The organism is Robbsia andropogonis, from assembly GCF_034047095.1.
Classification (GTDB): Bacteria; Pseudomonadota; Gammaproteobacteria; order Burkholderiales; family Burkholderiaceae; genus Robbsia; species Robbsia andropogonis.
Window position 1 is genome coordinate 2,772,636 of the sequence record NZ_CP139170.1, and the last position, 20,137, is coordinate 2,792,772.

Annotated in this window: 11 protein-coding genes, 1 tRNA gene and 1 pseudogene; 9 read left to right on the forward strand and 4 right to left on the reverse strand. The window is 62.2% G+C overall.

The features are described 5' to 3' along the window. The first annotated feature begins 704 nt into the window (after nucleotides 1–704). The 5 genes from SJQ66_RS25595 to SJQ66_RS25615 all read left to right on the forward strand — a co-directional run bounded on the left by SJQ66_RS25595 (nucleotide 705) and on the right by SJQ66_RS25615 (nucleotide 8,412). Nucleotides 705–4,172 carry an Rne/Rng family ribonuclease gene (locus SJQ66_RS25595; protein WP_320534703.1) on the forward strand — a complete coding sequence of 1,156 codons (3,468 nt, stop codon included), beginning with the start codon at nucleotides 705–707 and terminating at the stop codon, nucleotides 4,170–4,172. A gap of 336 nt (nucleotides 4,173–4,508) precedes the next feature. Next, entirely contained in the window at nucleotides 4,509–5,594 is a 1,086-nt protein-coding gene (gene moaA / locus SJQ66_RS25600; protein WP_036006861.1) for a GTP 3',8-cyclase MoaA, read from the forward strand. A gap of 3 nt (nucleotides 5,595–5,597) precedes the next feature. Continuing rightward, nucleotides 5,598–6,317: a molybdenum cofactor guanylyltransferase gene (mobA, locus tag SJQ66_RS25605; protein ID WP_051504115.1), complete on the forward strand. Its 720-nt coding sequence runs from the start codon at nucleotides 5,598–5,600 to the stop codon at nucleotides 6,315–6,317. Nucleotides 6,318–6,379: 62 nt separating this feature from the next. Further along, entirely contained in the window at nucleotides 6,380–7,885 is a 1,506-nt protein-coding gene (locus tag SJQ66_RS25610) for a molybdopterin molybdotransferase MoeA (protein ID WP_320534704.1), read from the forward strand. A gap of 203 nt (nucleotides 7,886–8,088) precedes the next feature. Further along, nucleotides 8,089–8,412 (forward strand): hypothetical protein, encoded by a 324-nt coding sequence (locus SJQ66_RS25615; RefSeq protein WP_036006867.1) that lies wholly within the window; start codon nucleotides 8,089–8,091, stop codon nucleotides 8,410–8,412. A gap of 145 nt (nucleotides 8,413–8,557) precedes the next feature. On the opposite strand, the pseudogene rmuC reads toward SJQ66_RS25615, so the two are convergent. From rmuC to pncB, 3 genes and pseudogenes are all read right to left on the reverse strand, one after another. Continuing rightward, nucleotides 8,558–10,102 (reverse strand): annotated as a pseudogene (gene rmuC / locus SJQ66_RS25620) (DNA recombination protein RmuC); the annotation flags it as partial. A gap of 153 nt (nucleotides 10,103–10,255) precedes the next feature. Then, a complete protein-coding gene (locus tag SJQ66_RS25625) occupies nucleotides 10,256–11,782 on the reverse strand; it encodes a sodium:proton antiporter (RefSeq protein WP_024901517.1) in 1,527 nt (508 codons plus the stop codon). 216 nt (nucleotides 11,783–11,998) lie between these two features. Further along, the gene (gene pncB, locus SJQ66_RS25630) at nucleotides 11,999–13,183 is read right to left on the reverse strand and encodes a nicotinate phosphoribosyltransferase (RefSeq protein ID WP_024901518.1); all 1,185 of its coding nucleotides are present in this window, start codon (nucleotides 13,181–13,183) and stop codon (nucleotides 11,999–12,001) included. Nucleotides 13,184–13,584: 401 nt separating this feature from the next. Here pncB and fdxA point away from each other — a divergent pair, with 401 nt between their 5' ends. Both fdxA and SJQ66_RS25640 read left to right on the forward strand, forming a co-directional pair. Beyond that, the gene (fdxA, locus tag SJQ66_RS25635) at nucleotides 13,585–13,908 is read left to right on the forward strand and encodes a ferredoxin FdxA (RefSeq protein ID WP_024901520.1); all 324 of its coding nucleotides are present in this window, start codon (nucleotides 13,585–13,587) and stop codon (nucleotides 13,906–13,908) included. 288 nt (nucleotides 13,909–14,196) lie between these two features. After that, a tRNA-Asn gene (locus tag SJQ66_RS25640) sits at nucleotides 14,197–14,272 on the forward strand. Between the two features lie 67 nt (nucleotides 14,273–14,339). Here the strand turns inward: SJQ66_RS25640 and SJQ66_RS25645 are convergent. Next, nucleotides 14,340–15,383 carry a CorA family divalent cation transporter gene (locus tag SJQ66_RS25645; RefSeq protein WP_051504123.1) on the reverse strand — a complete coding sequence of 348 codons (1,044 nt, stop codon included), beginning with the start codon at nucleotides 15,381–15,383 and terminating at the stop codon, nucleotides 14,340–14,342. 753 nt (nucleotides 15,384–16,136) lie between these two features. Here SJQ66_RS25645 and SJQ66_RS25650 point away from each other — a divergent pair. After that, nucleotides 16,137–18,092 (forward strand): glycoside hydrolase family 15 protein, encoded by a 1,956-nt coding sequence (locus SJQ66_RS25650; RefSeq protein WP_320534705.1) that lies wholly within the window; start codon nucleotides 16,137–16,139, stop codon nucleotides 18,090–18,092. A gap of 121 nt (nucleotides 18,093–18,213) precedes the next feature. Continuing rightward, a complete protein-coding gene (locus tag SJQ66_RS25655) occupies nucleotides 18,214–19,662 on the forward strand; it encodes a polyhydroxyalkanoate depolymerase (protein ID WP_024901523.1) in 1,449 nt (482 codons plus the stop codon). Nucleotides 19,663–20,137 lie beyond the last annotated feature (475 nt).

The window sequence follows — 20,137 nt, forward strand, 5'->3', positions numbered from 1 at the left end:
CTAGCGGAGAGCGGCCCACCAGGTCGATCGAGCGAAAGCACCGGCCCCGAATCTTCGGGTCGGACGCCATGCGGTAAAGGGGGAAGCGCTCCCGGACAGGTCGCCATGCGGCCGCGAACGTCACGACGGCGCCCCTGCTTCCGCTCGCTCCTCTTCGCCCTTGCGGCGCCGGAACGCCCGCCCTGTACGCGGTGGCCGCCGGCGACGCCTGCCCGGATCAGGGCAGCCGCATCTGTGTACCGCATGACGCGAGGTGGTCAGCCACCCAGTGTCCGCGTGACAATGTGCGGCAGTCCGTTCCGCCGCGAAATGACGTGGTGGCACGCGACGGCTTCCCCTTCCGCGCCGCCGCGCCGGTTTCATCGCGCGCGGCCCGTGCATCTTGACCGTGTACAGCCGCACCCGGCATCGCGTCGCCCATCGGCGGCCGTTGTCGGCGCATGCCGCGCGTTCGCAAGACACCGCGGCGCAGCGGCCCACGACACCGGTACGGTTCCCACTTCACGTGCGCTTCGGCCGTGGCAGGCCCCGCGTGCACCGCCTCCTCCGGCGGACTGCACCGGGCCTGTCCGGGGCACCGTCCCCGGCGCCGGCGCCATTCTCCGCCATCGCTTCGACTCCCGCGTGTATTGCAGTTTAAAAAGCGCGGCACGCGGCTGTCCGTTATTCGGACACCAGCCCGCAGTGCCGCACTGGAGTCGTTTATGAAACGCATGTTGTTTAATGCGACGCAGCAGGAAGAACTGCGCGTCGCGATCGTCGATGGCCAGAAACTGATCGACATCGACATCGAGACCGCTGGTCGCGAACAACGCAAGGGGAATATCTACAAGGGTGTCATTACCCGCGTCGAGCCGTCTCTAGAAGCCTGCTTCGTGAACTACGGCGAGGACCGCCATGGTTTCCTGCCCTTCAAGGAAGTGGCCCGTCAGTACTTCCGGGAAGGCGTGGATATGCGCACCGCGCGTATCCAGGACGCATTGCGTGAGGGACAGGAGCTGATCGTCCAGGTCGAGAAAGAAGAACGCGGCAACAAGGGCGCGGCGCTGACGACATTCATCTCGCTGGCCGGGCGCTACCTGGTGCTCATGCCGAACAACCCGCGCGGCGGCGGCGTGTCGCGTCGCATCGAGGGCGACGACCGGCAGGAATTGCGGGAGACTATGGCGCAACTGGTCTGCCCGGAAGGCATGAGCATGATCGCGCGCACGGCAGGCATCGGTCGCAGCGCCGAGGAATTGCAGTGGGACCTGAACTACCTGCTGCAACTGTGGCGCGCCGTGGAAGGTGCCGCCGAAAGCATGAAGGCACCGTTGCTGATCTATCTCGAGTCCAGCCTGGTGATTCGTGCGATACGCGACTACTTCCAGCCGGATATCGGCGAAATCCTGATCGATACGCAGGAAATCGAGGAACAGGCCCGTGCCTTCATGAGCGTGGTCATGCCCGGCAGCATGGGCAAGGTCAAGCGCTATCACGACGATGTGCCGTTGTTTTCCCGGTTCCAGATCGAACATCAGATCGAAACCGCGTACTCGCGCACGGTAACGCTGCCGTCCGGCGGCGCGATCGTCATCGACCATACCGAGGCCCTTGTCTCGATCGATGTCAACTCGGCCCGCGCCACCAAGGGAGCGGACATCGAGGAAACCGCGACCCGCACGAACCTGGAAGCCGCCGACGAAGTTGCCCGGCAACTGCGCCTGCGCGACCTTGGCGGGCTGATCGTGATCGACTTCATCGACATGGAGTCGTCGAAGAGCCAGCGTGAAGTCGAGCAACGCCTGAAGGATGCACTGCGCCACGATCGCGCGCGGGTGCAGATGGGCAAGATTTCGCGTTTCGGCCTGATGGAACTGTCGCGTCAGCGGCTGCGTCCAGCCTTGTCCGAAGGCAGCCATGTGACCTGCCCGCGTTGCAACGGCACCGGCCACATCCGTGATACGGAGTCATCGGCACTGCAAGTCCTGCGCATCATCCAGGAAGAGGCGATGAAGGAAAACACCGCCGCGATCCACACCGAAGTACCAGTGGACGTGGCGGCTTTTCTGCTGAACGAGAAGCGCTCGGAAATCCACAAGATCGAGTCGCGGTTCAAGGTTGCCGTGCTGATGATCCCGAACAAGCATCTGGATACGCCGCACTATAAGCTGGAGCGCCTTCGTCATGACGACGCGCGACTCGACGAACCCCGCAGCAGCTACAAGATGGCGATGGAAGCCGCACAGGCGCTGGAAGCAGAAAGCACGGTCAGCCGCCGCACGGCGGAAACCAAGCCACGCCAGGAAGCCGCCGTCAAGGGCATCACGCCGGACCAGCCGGCACCGATTTCGACGCGTCGCGAAAGCCTCGAACAATCGACTCAGGCAAGTGCGCCGACATCGGCCACGTCCAAGCAAGCCCCGGCCGAAGCCGGTTTCTTCGGCTGGATCAAGCGCGTGCTCGGCTTGGGCACCTCGGCCGGTGCCGACGGCACCGCACCCGGTTCGACCGCGGCGACCGATGCCTCGCGCTCGTCCACATCGGCGAGCAAGCCGGTATCGGCGGCGGGTGCCAATGCAAGGGGCGACCGTAGCGCGCGCGGCGAGCGCGGTGCGCGCGGCAACAATCGCGCCGACGGCGCCGAGCGCGTCACGGCCCGTAACGGCGAGCGCACCGAGCGCGGCGACCGTGCGTCGGCAAACGGGGCCAATGGCGTCGCTCGCGACGGCCAGAAGCCGCGGAACGGCCGCCGCGATGAGCGCACGGCGGGCGCCGCGCCGAACGGCAACGTGGTCGCGGCCGACACCAAGGAAAACCGGGAACCGCGTGAAGGGCGTGAAGGGCGTGAAGCCCGCGAAGGTCGTGACAATCGGGACGGCCGGGAAAGTCGCGAACAACGCATGGCTACCCAAGGTGCGCCAGCGGAACGGCCGCGCCGTGAACGCCAGGAGCGTGGCGAACAAGGCGAGCGCGCCGAGAAGACCGAACGTCCGGAACGCGGCGAACGTTCGGCATCGGGGCGTGGCGAACGCGGGGAACGTCGCGAACGCCGGTCGTCCGATGCGGTGGCGGCGGAACGCGCCGAATCAGGCGCCGAAGCAACCGTCGAGGCACTCACGCAACCAGGCGTGGCGGCGCATACCGCGCACGACCCGGCTATTGCGTCCCGTACGCCAAATGTCGTGGCCGAACCGGTGGAAGCATTGGGTGCGGTGGCCATCGCGGCTGACGGCTTGCTTGATCCGACATCCGTCTCGGGCGATCCCCAAGCAGTGCAAGGCGAACGTACCGACGGCGCACGCGATGGTGAAGAGCGTCGCCGTCGTCGCCGTGGCAGACGTGGCGGGCGCCGTGAGCGGGAAGAAGATCAGGCCGAGCGGGATGGCCAGAGCGGTCAAGCCGGCTCCGAAGACGGTGTACCCGTGAACGTCAATCACGCGGCCGATGTCGCGGAGGGCGACGGCCATCTGGTGCCGACGTCACCGGTTCAGACGCATGCAGCATCGACCCGTGCGACGCCGGTGGAGACAGCGGCACCGGTCACGGCGTCAGCGCACGCTGCCGAAACCGAGAACCCGGCCTCCGCGGCGGTTGGTGAGGCGCTTGCGACACCCCAGACGCCCGTGGCACAGCTTATCCCTGACACGTCGGCGTACACCGTGGCAACGCCTGCCACGCAACACGCCGACGCGCCGACGCCGACGCCACCGGTCGTCGATATCGTTGCGCCGTCGCACGCTGTCCCGATCGTCTCGGCACCGTCGCGGGACGTGCAATCGTCCGATGCCGCATCGGAGCCCGCAGCGGCACCATTGCCGGTAACACCGGCCGAGGCCATCATCCGCGCCGAGACCGCAGCGGTGGTGGCAGACCCCGCCCCGACGTCCCCGGTGCCAGTCGAGGCCCTTGCGCCGCAACCGGCTGGCGCGGCCACCGCGCTGCCGGACACGGTTGCGCACGGCGCGCGCACGGCAACGCCGGTCAGCATCGATCCGCAGCACTTCGCGCCGATGTTGGCCGAGGCCGGTCTGACCTGGGTCAATACTGATGCGGACAAGTGGCGTGCAGCCGCGGACGCGGCGGCGAGTGTGGCGCCAGTCGTACACCCTCCACGTCTGCGCAAGCCGCAGGCGCCGGTTTCCACCGAACCGCTGGTGCAAGTTGAAACCCGCGGGACCGTGAGCGAGTGAGATCCATTCAGTTGATAAATGACAACCCCTGACGGCGCGTACGCGCGCCACCACGTCGGCGGATCCGCCTAGGATCGCGACGTAGGCAGCGGTCTAAAAAGCCCGATACAGCGCCCTGCTGTATCGGGCTTTTCGTCATATACAGTTTCCCGTGCAAACCGTCGAAACCCGCTGCGGAAATGCTTACCGTAGAATGAATGATTGCAGTACGTATGCTAGCCGGGCGTCAGACAGCCGAGACAGACAGTGCAGAAGGTTATTCCGATCCAACCGATTTCCTCTGGCGAATCGCCTTCGCGACACGCCGGCGATACAACGAAGGCATCGTCTACGGCGCTGCTGGACCGCGCCGTGCCGTTGTCGGTCGCCATCGCACAACAGGGTGCACGGGACCGCCGGGATCGGCCCATGCGCGATTTACGAATCTCGGTCACCGATCGCTGCAACTTCCGCTGTGTCTACTGCATGCCGAAAGCCACGTTTGACAAGAATTTTGCTTTCCTGCCGCAGCATTCGTTATTGCGTTTCGAGGAAATCGAGCGAATCGCACGCGCCGGGGCAGCGTTGGGCGTGCGCAAGATCCGGCTGACTGGCGGTGAACCGCTGCTGCGCAAGCACATCGAGCGTCTGATCGAAAAGCTTGCAGCCATTCGCACGCCCGATGGTCGCGCCCTTGAATTGGCGATGACGACCAATGGCGCGTTACTGCGCCGCAAGGCGCGCAGTCTGGCCGATGCGGGCTTGAACCGGATCACCGTGAGCCTGGACGCGCTGGACGATGCAACGTTCCGCGGGATGAACGACGTCGATTTCCCAGTGGCGGACGTGCTGGACGGTATCGAGGCCGCACGCAAGGCGGGTCTCGCGCCGTTAAAAGTGAACATGGTGGTCAAGCGCGGCGTCAATGAGGCACAGATTATCCCGATGGCACGCTATTTCCACGGCAGTGGCACCATACTGCGTTTCATCGAATACATGGACGTGGGCGAAACCAATGGCTGGCAGCGTGCGCATACGGTTGCCTCACGCGACATCATCGACATGGTCGGCGCCGTCCTGCCCCTGATGCCGATTGGGCGGCATCATGCGTCCGAGCCGGCAGAGCGCTGGCGCTACGTGGATGGTGGTGGTGAGATTGGCGTGATCTCCAGCGTCACGCATGCCTTCTGCGGCGACTGCACCCGCGCGAGACTCTCCACCGAGGGCAAGCTCTACCACTGCCTGTTTGCCACCCACGGACACGACCTGCGGGCACTGTTGCGCGACACCATGGTGGATGATGCGCAGTTGACCGCCGTGATGGCGGGCCTCTGGCAAGATCGTGACGATCGCTACTCGGAATTGCGTGGCGGTCAACATGCGCCGTCCGCTGGCGGACCCACCGATGCTCGCCGCGTCGAAATGTCCTACATCGGCGGATAAGCGATGGCGGGTCCGACGCTGTCCATTCCACGCGACGACATCACCGGCGTGATTCTCTGTGGCGGACGCGCCAGCCGGATGGGCGGCATCGACAAGGGCTGGGTGATGCTCAATGGACAGCCGCTGGTCGAGCACGCCCGCGCCCGACTCGCCCCGCAAGTCGGATCACTGATCATCAGCGCAAACCGACATATCACGCGCTATGCGGCGCTGGCCCCGGTCGTGACCGATGCACTACCTGACTATCCCGGCCCTCTGGCGGGCGTGGTCGCGGCGCTGCGGGCAACAAAGACGCGTTACCTTGCCTGCGTTCCATGCGATGTTCCCGCACTGCCGGAGGACTTGGTCGAGCGCCTATCCCACGGGCTGATGCGCCCGGATGTCGACACCGCGGGTACGGCTTTTGACGCGGACGCGACCTCGATACCGATGCGAGAACGCATGGACGACCGGTCCACGGCGAGACACGCGCCTGGCGCACACGCGGTCTTGTCCGTCGCGGCCACGGTCGAAGAGGGCATGCGGCGGGTACATCCGGTATGCGCATTAATGGACCGGTGCATCCTCGACAGCAGCGAGGCATGGCTGCATCAAGGCGAACGTCGTATGATGTCGTGGCTCGCACGCCACAATGCGCGAACCGTCGACTTTGCCGATTTCGCGGCGTTTTACAATATCAATACGCGCGATGCCTTGGACGCCGCCGGCCGCGGTACCGGATAAACATGCGGCACGATGCATGCTGCGTAACTGCTACCTCCCTCGCCTCCTTCTTGCGATCCGACGTGCCTTCTGCTCTCCCCGTCCCTGACCCCATCGCCGCGCTGAAGGCCAGCGCGTCCGGTACGTTGGCGACGTATGTCGCCAGTTGCCTGAGCGCGGAAGACGCCGATGCATTGCACGTCGATGCCGCGCGCGTGCTGCTGCGCGACCTGATGCGGCCGGTGGCACGGATCGACACGGTACCGCTGTTGCAGGCCCTCGGCCGCACGCTTTTCGCGCCCATCCTCGCGCCCATGGACGTACCGCGGTTCGATAACGCCGCGATGGACGGCTATGCGTTCGACGGGACGCTGCTCGAAGCAACGCCGACACCCGGGACGCTGACATTGACGGTCATAGGAAACGTCCATGCGGGCCATCCGCTCTCACGGACGGTGTCGCCTGGCGAATGTGCCCGTGTCATGACCGGTGCACCGATGCCGCCGGGCACCGACACGCTGATCCCGCACGAATACGCCACCCCGGCGACGTCGGAGTCAATGTCGTCGTTGGCGGTCTCCGGCCACGCAATCAAGTCCCCGGCCGCGGCATCGGGCTTGCCCCAGGTCATGTTGTCGACGGCGGACTTCCGCAAAGGCGCGAACCGTCGATTGATCGGCGAGGATGTGCGATGTGGCCAGGTCGTATTCGAAGCAGGCCGTATATTGCGCGCCCCCGATCTCGGCATCCTCGCATCGCTGGGCATTGCCACGGTGCAGGTCCGTGCCAAGCTGCGCGTCGCTTTTTTTTCCACGGGTGACGAACTCCATCCGGTTGGAGACGCGTTACCGCCGGGCGGCTTGTATGACAGTAATCGATACACGTTATATGGCATGTTGACACGGCTCGGCGCCGAGCCTATCGACCTGGGTGTCGTGCGCGACGATCCCGCCGCGCTCGCGCAAGCCTTGGCGCGCGCCGCCGAATGTGCGGACGCCGTCATCAGTTCCGGCGGCGTCTCCGCCGGTGATGCGGATTTTGTACGCGATGTATTCAAGTCGGTCGGCGATATCGTATTCTGGAAGCTTGCAATGCGACCGGGGCGTCCCTTCGCGTTCGGCCTGCTGATCGGCCCGTCGAACGCCGACACCGATACCGCGATCCCGTTTTTTGGTCTTCCGGGTAATCCGGTAGCGGTCGTGGCCAGCTTCCATCACATCGTCCGCGATGCGTTGCTTGCCGCGATGGGTGCCGCGCCTAGCCGTCCACCACACGTGCGCGCCCGCGTCACGATGCCAATACGAAAGCGGCCCGGCCGAACGGAGTTCGCCCGCGGGATCGCGCACCGCCACGAAACGTCCATGGTCCGGGGCAACACGCTCGCGCCCTTCGTCGATGCGTCGAGCGACGACACCCCGGCAGCCATGCCGGGGGATGACGAATGGCAGGTTACCCTGACCGGGGCGCAAGGATCGGGCGTACTGAGCTCGATGAGCAAGGGCAATTGTTTTATCATCCTGCCGCACGAGCGCGCTGACCTGCAGACGGGCGACTGGGTGGATATTGTTTTCTTTGAGGGAGAGATATGACAACGACTCCGCACTCCGACGATGCGTCGAAGGAGTCCGCGCGGGCATCGGCGCCACTCGTCGAAGAGACGGGGACGCCATCGGGGAACACCGGGGCCACGGGGACAACAACGGACGGCGGCACCGCCGTGCCGGCGGCGACGCCCGGACCCATGGGGCCGGTGGCAGGCGCCCAGGGCCATCATCGACACGATTTATCGCATATGCTGTTCGCCCATTCGGTACCGGGCACCGAGGTCAAGAAGCAGATATCCTATATCGCGCCGGGCCAGACCGTGAAGGCGTTGATGTTCGCCTATCTGACGTTCAGTGTTCCGCTGGTGTTGTTGGCGTTGATACTCGGCCTGGTTCGCAACGGCGGCGAAATGGATGTCCGTGGCGCATTCGGCGCGTTGTTCGGTGCCTTGATCCTGAATGGCATCGTTGGCTTCGTGTTGCTGTGGATCGCCTGCCGCGCCTATAACTGGGTGGCCTCGCGCTTCGGCGGTATCGAGATCACGTTGTCCGATCCGCCAAAGGACGTGTAGTCGTTTATTTCTCGGCGCCTCCCGCCTCGTCTACAGCACGATCACCGCTGACGGACGGTGCGGCTGCATCGGCGGTATCGGCATTCGCGTGGTTTGGCGTGCCGGACTCTGCTGGAGCGTACTGCATGTCCAGACTTGGCAACGGGCCCAGCGCCGCCGCCGCCGCGTCACCGGGTAGTGCCTCCACCTGACGCAATTTCTGATGCATGACCCGTGTACGCTGTTCCGCGAGATCGATCGAACGCGTCACGGTCTCCAACTGCGCCCGCGTCTTCGCCAGTACGCCACCGAACTTCGTAAACTCAGTCTTCACGGCGCCAAGCACTTGCCAGACCTCGCTGGAGCGCTGCTCGATAGCCAGCGTTCGAAACCCCATCTGCAAGCTGTTCAACAACGCGGTCAGTGTGGTGGGCCCGGTGATCGTGATACGGAAATCACGTTGTAGTGCATCGCTGAGCCCTGGTCGCCGCAATACTTCCGCATACAGCCCCTCGGTAGGCAGGAACAGCAACGCGAAGTCGGTCGTATGCGGTGGTGCGACGTATTTCTCGGCAATGCGCCGTGCTTCGGTCCGAACGCGCGCGTCCAGGGCTTTCCCCGCCTCCTCGACGGCAACGGGATCGGCACGGTCCTGTGCCTCAACCAGCCGTTCGTAATCCTCACGCGGAAATTTTGCGTCGATCGGCAGCCAGACGACTGAGCCGTCGCTCTCCGATCGATCGGTAGGGCTGCGTTCGGACGCGACCAGGGTATGGCGTTCAGCCGAGGCCAGCGCGGCGCGACCCGGCAAGCGTATCGCGAACTCAACCCGGTCGTTGCTGCCGGGGACCGTAGCCACATTGCGGGCAAACTGCTCCACGGTCAACATCTGCTCCAGCAGGCCGCCCAGTTGCACTTCGCCCCAGGTCCCGCGGGTCTTGACGTTCGTCAGCACCCGCTTCAAATCGCCGACACCCGCCGCCAGCGACTGCATCTCACCCAAGCCACGATGCACCTGCTCCAACCGATCCGACACCAGCTTGAATGATTCGCCCAACCGATGTTCCAGCGTGGCATGCAGCTTCTCGTCGACGGTCTGACGCATCTCCTCGAGCTTTGCGGCATTGCCCTTCTCCAGATCTTGCAACTTGCGCTCCAACGTCGTACGCATTTCCGCAAGCCGGAGATCGTTGCCAATCGCCAGGTCGTGCAAACGGCGCTCCAGCGTCTCGCTGACATGACGTAATCCCACCGTCTGTTCTTCGCGGGCGATTCTCGCCTGATCGGCGAATGTCGCGCGCACGGCTTCCAACTGCGTCGCATTGCTTTGCGTCAGTTGCGCGAGGTCGTGCGCGAAACCATCGACTTTCTGGTTCTGCAAAGTGGCCACGCTGCTTAATTGTGCGGCCACCGCTTGTTGAAACTGTGTCAGTACCCCGTGCGATTCCGTGCGCGCGATGCGCGCGGTCTCCGCCGCATCACCTCGCAATGTGCGCTCGACCCGTTCAAGCTCGCGCTTCAACAGTTCGCTCGATCCGTGCAACGCGTCTCCGACCGCATCGAAGCGCTCGTCGAAGGCGGCTCGCGTGTATCCATCGGCTGCGTCGCCGCCCGTGCGCCCGCGTACGATCACCACGCCTGCCACGACCAACGCTGTCATTGTCACCAACGCCATCGCAACCAATACGACGGCGACTTCCATCATCGTCATCCTGCCTTTCCTCTCTCTGGCGGCTCCGGTGACACGTTCGCCAAGCCCGCGCCGGTGCCCGGCTGTCGTGTGCCCGATCCGTCCCGCTCCGCGCTGCCGTCGACAAGCTGGCCCTGACGCCTGTGACGCACAAATGCGGACGTCACAGGGGCATCAGAAGAAGAGCCAGGTCATCACCACGAACAGCGGCAGCAAGATCGGCACCGACCATAGCATGTATCCGAAGAAACTGGGCATCGCCACACCCCGCTCCTCGGCGATCGCCTTGACCATGAAGTTCGGTGCATTGCCGATATAGCTTAGCGCACCCATGAAAACGGAACCCGCCGAGATCGCCAGCAAGGTGGAGGCGTAGTCGGTCATCAGCAGACGCGCGTCGCCGCCCGCCGTATTGAAAAACACCAGATAAGTCGGTGCGTTATCCAGGAACCCGGATAACAGGCCGGTGGCCCAGAAATACACCGCGTCGCGCGGGGTGCCGTTGGCATGGGTGACGAGCGCCAGCATTTTCGCAAACGGCCCATCGTCGCCCATCGACAGCATCGCGATCACCGGGGCGATCGTGACGAAAATGGCAGCGAATAATTTGCCAACCTCGACGATGGGCCCCCAGTCAAATTGATTGCCCCGCCGCGCCGACGCCGGTGTGATCCATAGCGACAGCCCCACAACCACCACGAGCAGCACATCACGTACGGCGTCCTGCAACGTCAGGGGGGTGCCGGCGATATCAAACGTAATACCGGGTCGCCAGAAGCCACTCATCAGCACCAGACCGATAATGGCAAACAGCAAGAAGAAATTGCGCTTGCCATCGATTCGCAGCGGTCCGGCGGCAGCGTCCACCGCGCCCGCGACGCGCGCGCCAGCTGGGGGCACCTCGATGGCGGTATCCAGTGGCGGCATTATTGCAATGCCGTCCACGCCCGATGCCCTGTCAAGCACCGCCGCCTGGCGCGCCGCGCCCGGCACGGTCAATCGATTGGCCTCCGCGGCCTCACGACGTAGCAGATGACGGTCGACCATGAAAAAGACGACGCACAGTACCCCGCATAGGAACAGCATCGGCAGCAGCAGATGCTGCGTCGTCCACGAGAAACTGACACCTTTGAGGAAGCCAAGGAACAGCGGCGGATCACCTAACGGCGTCAGCGAGCCGCCCGCGTTCGCCACCAGGAAGATGAAAAACACAACAAGATGCACACGATGCCGCCGCCCTTCATTGGCGCGCAATAGCGGTCGGATCAACAGCATCGCGGCTCCGGTCGTGCCCATCACGCTCGCCAATGCGGAACCGAGCAGCAAAAACCCGGTATTGCTGAGTGCCGTCGCCGGCAGACGCCCATGCAGGCAGATGCCGCCCGAGACGGTATATAACGCCGCTAGCAAGGCGATGAACGGCAGGTATTCGGCCACCATGGCGTGGATGACCAGGCCAATCGCGCTGCTTGCGCCATACTGCCAGGCATACGGCAACAGGAAGACCACGGCCCAAGCAGCGGCAACCTTGCCGAAGTGGTGATGCCAAAACGCGCCCGCGACCAAAGGGAACACGGCGATCGACAGCAGCAGGCCCGCAAACGGCAGCCCCCATATCAAGGCCAACGACGGCACCGCCGATGCGGCGTGCGCCATGCCGGGTACCATCAAGAAGAAGAGTAGGAAACTCAGGCGTCCCATGCCACGCGGCAAAATATCGCCTGCCGGGCACCATTGCATACCCTGCGGACCGACCGGCAGCCGCCGCATAACTGTTTGACTTTGCATAGGATTCCAAGGGGACAGTAGCCTTGGAATTATAGCGGCGCATCACCCTTCCCGGACGCGCGTTGGCCGTTTGGCATAACGCGGATGCGCCGCGCCCGGAGAAATCGGACAACGACGCATCCGCCACGCTCAACTGGGCAAATGTTTGATACCAAACACCTGCCGCAAATAGGTGAGATACGCTTCGTCGTCGCACATATTCTTGCCTGGCGAATCCGACAGCTTCGCTACCGGCTGTCCGTTGCAACGGACCATCTTGATCACGACCTGCAAAGGCGTATAGCCGAGGTCATTGGTCAGGTTCGTGCCCACGCCAAACGCGAGGCGACAACGCCCCTGGAAGCGTTCATACAGTTGCAACACCTTCGGGATATCCAGCGCATCGCTGAACACCATGATCTTCGTACGCGGGTCCACGCGATTGTCTTCATAGTGCTTCAACAAGCGCTCGCCCCACTCGAACGGATCGCCGGAATCGTGGCGCGCGCCGTCGAATAGCTTGCAAAAGTACATGTCGAAGTCCTTGAGGAAGGACGTCATGCCGTACACATCGGACAGCGCAATCCCGAGATCGCCACGGTATTCCTTTGCCCACATCTCGAAGCCATAGATTTGGGAGTCGCGCAGACGTGGCCCAAGCCCCTGGCACGCTTGCAGATACTCGTGCGCCATCGTGCCGAGCGGGAGGACATCATGCTGCATCGCGAACAGGACGTTGCTGGTGCCGGCAAATTGCGGCCCGAGGTTATCCTTCAGCGACAGCAACACTTCTTCATGCCAGCGCTTGGAAAAACGCCGCCGCGTGCCGTAATCCGCAATCTTGCATTCGGCGTATTCGGGGCTTGCACCCAGCATCGCGATCTTGCTCTTGAGACGGTCGCGCCCTTCGCGATAGTCCGGCACGCGCTGCGTATTGCGAAAATAGACTTCGTTGACGATCGCCAGCACGGGGATCTCGAACAGGATCGTGTGCAGCCACGGCCCCTTGATGGTGATCTCGATTTCACCGTGATGCTCGCCCGACGGCATCACCGAAATGTACTTCTGGTTCAAATGGAACAAGTCCAGGAAATCCACGAAGTCGCTTTTGAGAAAGCGCAGCTTGCGCAACCACTGTTGCTCTGCCTGCGTAAAACGCAATGCGCAGAGGTGATCGATCTCCTGCCGGATCTCCTCGACATACGGCGCCAGCATGACGCCAGGGGTACGGCAACGAAAACGGTATTCGACCTCCGCGGCGGGAAAGTGGTGCAGCACCACTTGCATCATCGTGAATTTATAGAGGTCGGTGTCGAGTAGCGAGGTGATGATCATCGAAGGCACTATATGGACCACATGTCGCGTGGACGTTTCGTCTCAGCCGCCATCTTCCCAAGGATATGAACGCATGGGACGTCGCGTTACGCCAGGAATGGGCTCCGGCTATCCGCACGATGCAAAGCGGGCCACCAGCGCGCCCCGGCGATGCAACCGCGCCACCGCGTCAATTTGCCCTACCTCGCGGCGTGGCGTCGATGGTACCCGAAATTCGCCAATGGAGCCCAAAGTACGGTACTCAAGGCGGATATCCGACCATACGGACAACGTCGCGTCATATCGACATTACACATCTATCTGATCGACCCGCTCAGTGATCATCGCGGCGGCGGTGGCCTTCGGTTACAATAACGCCTTTCGTATACAGCCGTTTGGCGCAAAGACGTAGGAGTGAGTACATGACGCACGTCGTGACCGAAAATTGCATCAAGTGCCGCTACACCGATTGCGTCGACGTCTGTCCAGTCGATTGCTTCCGTGAAGGCCCGAATTTCCTCGCTATCGATCCGGACGAGTGCATCGACTGCGCCGTCTGCGTGGCGGAGTGCCCTGCCAACGCCATTTATGCGGAAGAAGACGTGCCGGGCGACCAGCAAGCTTTTGTCCAACTGAATGCCGAACTGGCCGCCATCTGGCCAAGCATCACCAAGACCAAGGCAGCGCTGCCCGACGCCGACGACTGGAAAGACAAGGAAGGCAAACTCGATTTGCTCGAGCGCTAAAAATTGCTTGCGCCTTGTCTGGAACGCCGATAATATTGTTGCCCTGGTCAGCCAAGATCCTTTTTTTTTACTCGCCGCGGGCGTAGGAGAAAGTGATCTCGCACGTCCAGATTTCGTTATCGGCGCGGCTGACACTTGTCGCGGAAACGGATAAGTATCTGGCCGATGATGAAGCATTACACGTGAGAAGCCGTTCATTTCACGTAGTTATCGTAAGAACGCCGATAACGCTGCAGAAATAGTTTGACAGAAGAAGATGTCGTCTCTATAATCTTTCTTCTCTGCTGTTCCTCGATAGCTCAGTCGGTAGAGCGCCGGACTGTTAATCCGTAGGTCCCTGGTTCGAGCCCAGGTCGAGGAGCCAAAGAATAAGTAGCAAGAAAGGCCCTTTCAGGAAACTGAAAGGGCCTTTTTCTATGGTTGGCGCAGGGTCACCAGAGGCGTAGACGCTTCAGGACCGCTATCGTCAATCCGGCAAGGATCACCATGGCCGAGGTCACGATCCAGAATGCATACTTTTCATGAATGCCCGGCAGGCCGGCCACGTTCATCCCAAAGATGCCCGAGATCAGTGAGGCGGGTAACAGCAGTGCCGACATGATGGCCAGTGCCAACAGCTTGCGATTGATGTCCTCCGCCAGCAGTGACGCCAGTTCGTCCTGAAGGAGCTTGGCGCGCTCGTACAACGCCTCCAGTGATGCGCCGATGCTGTTCATCGTCTGCACGGCCTGCACCAAGGCTTCCGCGGAACGCGGATCGGCCCAATCCAATCGCGGCGCGATCAACTGCGCCAACGCCGTTCGCTCTGGATCGACGTAACGTTTCAACTCCACAAGATCCCGGCGAATGGCGCCCAACCCGGCGCGCTGATCGGAATGACGCCCATCGAGCACCCCCTCCTCCACATCATCCAGCCGGTCGCCAAGGTCATTGACCTTTTCCGCAAAAGTCTCATTCAGGCCTCGGATCAACGTTGCGAACAGCTCGGTGGTATCGCGAAACGTATCACCGTCCAACACCGCATGACGCAGCTTGTCGGTCGATTGCATCCGGACCGTACGCACAGTGATCAATCGCGATCCATCGATATAGAACCGAAGCGCACTGGTGCCCTTATCAATATCGGCGCCGCCGCCCAATTCAAAGTCAGATATGACACCAAAAAAGTAAGCGCTCCCTACATGCACTCGCGGTCGGCGATCGCGCCCGCAGAGAAACTCGCGGACCGACATCGGCAAGGCCTCTCGGCATTGCAACCACCCGTTGACGGCATCGTCGGCCGCGGATAAATGCATCCATACCGGCTTATCCGGGGTACCCGGCAAAATGTGCGTTTCCGGCCATTGCATTGCCGTGGCCCGGCCCTGTTCGAAAATATAGCCGCAGACATACCCCTCCGGAGCGGAATGCACCTGCACCTCAGGTTGCGACGACATGCCGGTGGCACGGTGGCGCTGTTCTTCCCGTTGTTCCATGAATACTTGCTTTCCTTTACCTTTCGACGCGCCTGTTGGCGCCTGCATTATTTTCATCACCAGAATAGCGGGACTTTTGTTTGCAAGCGCATTGTCAGCCACGTGGTCGCAGTCGGCTGGTTGTGGGGCCCAGCCGCTCCCGGATCGTGCCGCGCACGGCTGCATAGATGAACGTGAACAGGGGAACCCAAAAGGATGTTCCGTTACAGACGTGACATGTACCCGCTCATTCCTGGAACAAAAGACAGCCCAGGCAGGTAAAAAGTGCGCAGCCCATGCAAAATTTAGTCACTTTCCCTTGATAACCGCAGCCAGAATCGCCAACGCGCCGCCATAAACAATAAGCCACGCGCCCCATTTCTTTCCAATCGTTGCAAGGCATTACGTTGGCACACAGATTGCTTTTATAACGGTAGGCACAGGCGCTTTTCTCCCTGGAAAGCGCCTGTGCCTTACACCACATGATGCGCAACCCCCATTGCGATCCGTGTGGTGGCTTTTCAGGTTTACCGCCGTCAAGCCCCCGTGAGACGGCGGCCGTTGGCCCGCATCGAAACCGATGCGGGCCGTTTTTTTTGCCCAAAGCATTCCTTACAGCCGTTGCGGAAACGCACACGCAACCGACACTGCATTGCAGCAAAAGCGTATTCTGAGAGGAATGCGTCATAGCGGCGTCATCACGTTCCACGATTGTAGGAGCATGGTGCTGCCCGTACGACAAAGGCATCCACCTTTCTGACATTGGGATATTGAATGCCATCCAATATTGAAGATTACGCGCTGATCGGCGACGGCCAGACCGCCGCGCTGGTGGATCGCACCGGGTCGATCGACTGGCTGTGCTGGCCGCGTTTTGACTCCGCTGCCTGCTTTGCCGCCCTGCTGGGCGAGCCACGGCACGGCCGGTGGCAGATCGCGCCACTTGCCGCGATATCGGGCCACGCCATCACACAAGACAATGCCGTAGCCGGGCAGAAGGAAACGCTGCGTGCACAATCCCGCCGTTACCGTGACGACACCTTGATCTTGGAGACCGAATATCACACCCCTTCGGGCAGCGTGATCGTCATCGACTACATGCCGATGCACAACGGCTGGTCAGAGATCGTGCGTCTGGTGGTCGGACAATCCGGCTCGGTCGACATGCAGATGGATCTGACCCTGCGTTTCGACTACGGCTATGCGGTTCCATGGATGAGTCGTTTGGAAGACGGTAGCGGCGTGCGCGCCATATCCGGACCGGACATGGTCGTCCTGCGCACCCCGGTCGAGATGAATGGTGAAGGTCTGCGGACCCGTGCGACGTTTACGGTCACCGAGGGCGACACCGTGCCGTTCGTGATGGCGTACGCGCCATCGCACCATCCGCTCCCCCCGGCAAGCGATCCACGCTCGACGCTGGCCCGGACGCAGACGTATTGGCGCGACTGGGCCGCGCAATGCAATGTGACGGGGCCCTGGGCCGCACACGTCAGACGCTCGCTGATCACATTGAAGGCGCTTGCGTACGAGCCCACCGGCGGGATCGTCGCCGCCGCCACCACGTCGCTGCCGGAAGAACTCGGCGGCGTACGTAATTGGGACTATCGGTATTGCTGGCTGCGCGACGCGACGATTACCCTGTTGGCGTTGATGCGTGCCGGCTACTATGACGAAGCATCGGCCTGGCGCGCCTGGCTGACGCGTGCGATTGCCGGCTCTCCGAAACAATTACAGATCATGTATGGCATTGCCGGTGAACGCCGCCTGCCGGAATGGGAAGTGGATTGGCTGCCAGGCTATCAAGGCGCCAAACCGGTGAGAGTGGGCAATGGGGCCGTGGACCAATTGCAACTCGACGTATTCGGTGAAGTGATCAGCGCCTTGCACGTTGCCCGCGTGGGCGGCCTGCCTGCCGACGATACCGCCTGGGCTGTCGAACGGGCCTTGGTCGACCACCTGGTACTGGTATGGCGCGAACCGGATGAAGGAATTTGGGAAGTGCGCGGTGGTCGCCAGCACTTCACCTTCTCCAAGGTGATGGCGTGGGTCGCGTTCGATCGCGCGATTCGTTCCGCGGAGGAATTCCAACTGGAAGGTCCGCTCGATACATGGCGCGCGGCGCGCGCCCAGGCACATGCCGATGTATGCGAGAAAGGGTATAACCCGAAGGTGGGAAGTTTTACGCAGGTCTATGGTGGCGAAGCATTGGACGCGAGCCTGCTGTTGATGGCTACCCTTGGCTTCCTCCCTTCGGACGATCCGCGGATCGTCTCGACCGTAGACGCCATCGCGCGTGACCTGACGGTGGACGGCTTGGTACAGCGCTATCGCACACATGAAACCGCCGATGGCTTGCCACCGGGCGAAGGCACCTTTCTGGCTTGCAGCTTCTGGCTTGCGGACAACTATCATTTGCAGGGCCGCGATAAAGAAGCCGTCGCGCTCTATGAACGCTTATTATCGCTATGCAATGACGTCGGCCTGCTGGCCGAGGAGTTCGACCCGAAAACCCAACGCCAGGTCGGCAATTTCCCACAAGCGTTTTCGCACGTGGCGCTCGTGCATACCGGCATGAATTTAATGCAGCATAACGAAGCATTCGTGCAAGCCGTCACGGGCCAGCACGCCGCGACAGAAGGAACAACCGCCGAGCGCGCGGAAACGAGAGCGTCCACGGACGCGCCGGCGCATCGCGATTCATCGGATAAGGAAACGTCGGCGGCCTAGCCATGCTGCATGGCTGCCGGAATCTCGCCGGATTATCCGGCACACGCCGCCCGTTGCGGTGTGAAATCAACACTGCGCGCAAGCCTCGGCCGGCCCGCGCTGGATCAGGGAGGGCCGAACGATGCTGTATCAACTCGTTGAATGGCAGCGCGCGCTGCTGACACCGCTCAGTTCATGGGCAGACATGGCGTCAAAGGCTTTCGCCGATCCGGCCAATCCGTTGGCTTTCGTACCAGGTGCCAGTCGATCATCAGCCGGTTTCGAGCTGCTGCACCGCCTCGGCAAGGAGTATGAAAAACCGGCTTTCGGTATCGATCATATTATGCGCGATGGCCGGGCGATCCCCGTCGTGCAGCAGACGGTCCTTGAATTGCCGTTCTGCCGACTGTTGCGGTTCAAGCGTTACACGGACGATCACGACACCATCGTCGAGCTGAAGGATGATCCTTCGGTGCTGGTCTGTGCGCCGTTATCAGGCCATCATGCGACCCTGCTGCGCGATACGGTGCTGACACTGCTCGCCGACCACAAGGTCTACATCACTGATTGGACCGATGCACGGATGGTGCCATTGTCCGAAGGCCGTTTTGATCTCAGTGATTATGTCCACTACATCGAGCATTTCATCCGTTTCATCGGCGCACGCAAGCTGCATGTGATTTCGGTGTGCCAGCCCACCGTGCCCGTTCTGGGCGCTATTTCGCTGATGGCGGCACGCGGCGAGGACACGCCGCTGACAATGACGATGATGGGCGGTCCGATCGATGCACGCAAATCCCCCACCGCCGTCAATTCGCTGGCCGTCCAGCACAGCCTCGAATGGTTTGAAACGAATGTGATCTGGACCGTGCCGGCACATTACCCCGGCATCGGGCGGCAAGTGTATCCGGGATTCCTCCAGCACACCGGATTCGTCGCAATGAATCCGCAACGACACCTGGCATCACACTGGGACTTTTATCTGGACCTCGTGCGGGGAGACGAGCAGGACGCCGAGTCCCACCGCCGCTTTTACGACGAATACAACGCCGTGCTCGACATGGCCGCCGAATACTATCTGGAGACCATCCGGGTGGTGTTCCAGGAATACGGGCTTGCCGAGGGAACATGGGATGTCGACGGAGAGCACGTAAGGCCTGCAGCAATCCGGCACACGTCCTTGCTGACCATCGAGGGGGCGCTCGATGATATATCCGGCGACGGCCAGACGCGCGCGGCGCATGAACTCTGCAGCGGCATCCCCGCTTCGCGGAAGCATCATTACACCGCCGAAGGGGCCGGACATTACGGCATCTTTTCCGGACGACGCTGGCGTAGCCAAGTCTATCCCCGTATTCGAGACTTCATCGCGGAAGCGGAAATCCAGCGCCGCAAAGACGAGGCGCACGATGAGGGCACGCCGCCCCAGTCAGGCGGCCATCGGTCTTCCAGCATCGACGATGAAGGCGACGTGGCGGTGGCGCCCGCTCGTACGGCACGCAAGACGACACGTCCCTCGAATGGGTCGACCGCCGTTGCGTCAGGCAATGGCAAGCCCCCCCGTGCTACAACGAAGGGAAGCGACTCTTAGGCCAGAACACCCCGGTTCGGCCCCCCGCCGCGGCGTCTGCAACGGACGCCGGCTCTGCCGGCGGCTGAGAGGGTGACGGTGCCTGGCAAGTCGCATCACCCGCTGGAATAGATGACGCCGTGGCGGTCGGCCCGGTCATGCCCCCGGCCTCCTTCATCATCGTCGAATCCGCTGGCGCCGCCCTATCGGCATGCGCGGAAGGGGATAAGGCGCCAGACGCCCGCCCGATCATGGCAACGCGCGATACATCGCCATTTCCCACGCCCATCATTTCTCCACGTTGTGCAATACCCGGGAAAAAAGACGCACTCGACGACCTGGACGCAGCCGCCGTGGTGATCCCCATTCCTTGCTCCGCCACCATCGCTGGCGCATCGCCTGCCGGCATGGCGGTATGGGCGATGGACGACCTCTCGTCATCGGCATTTGCGAGCGGCGTCGCACGTGGCGGCACATGATATGTTGGATCCAGCGC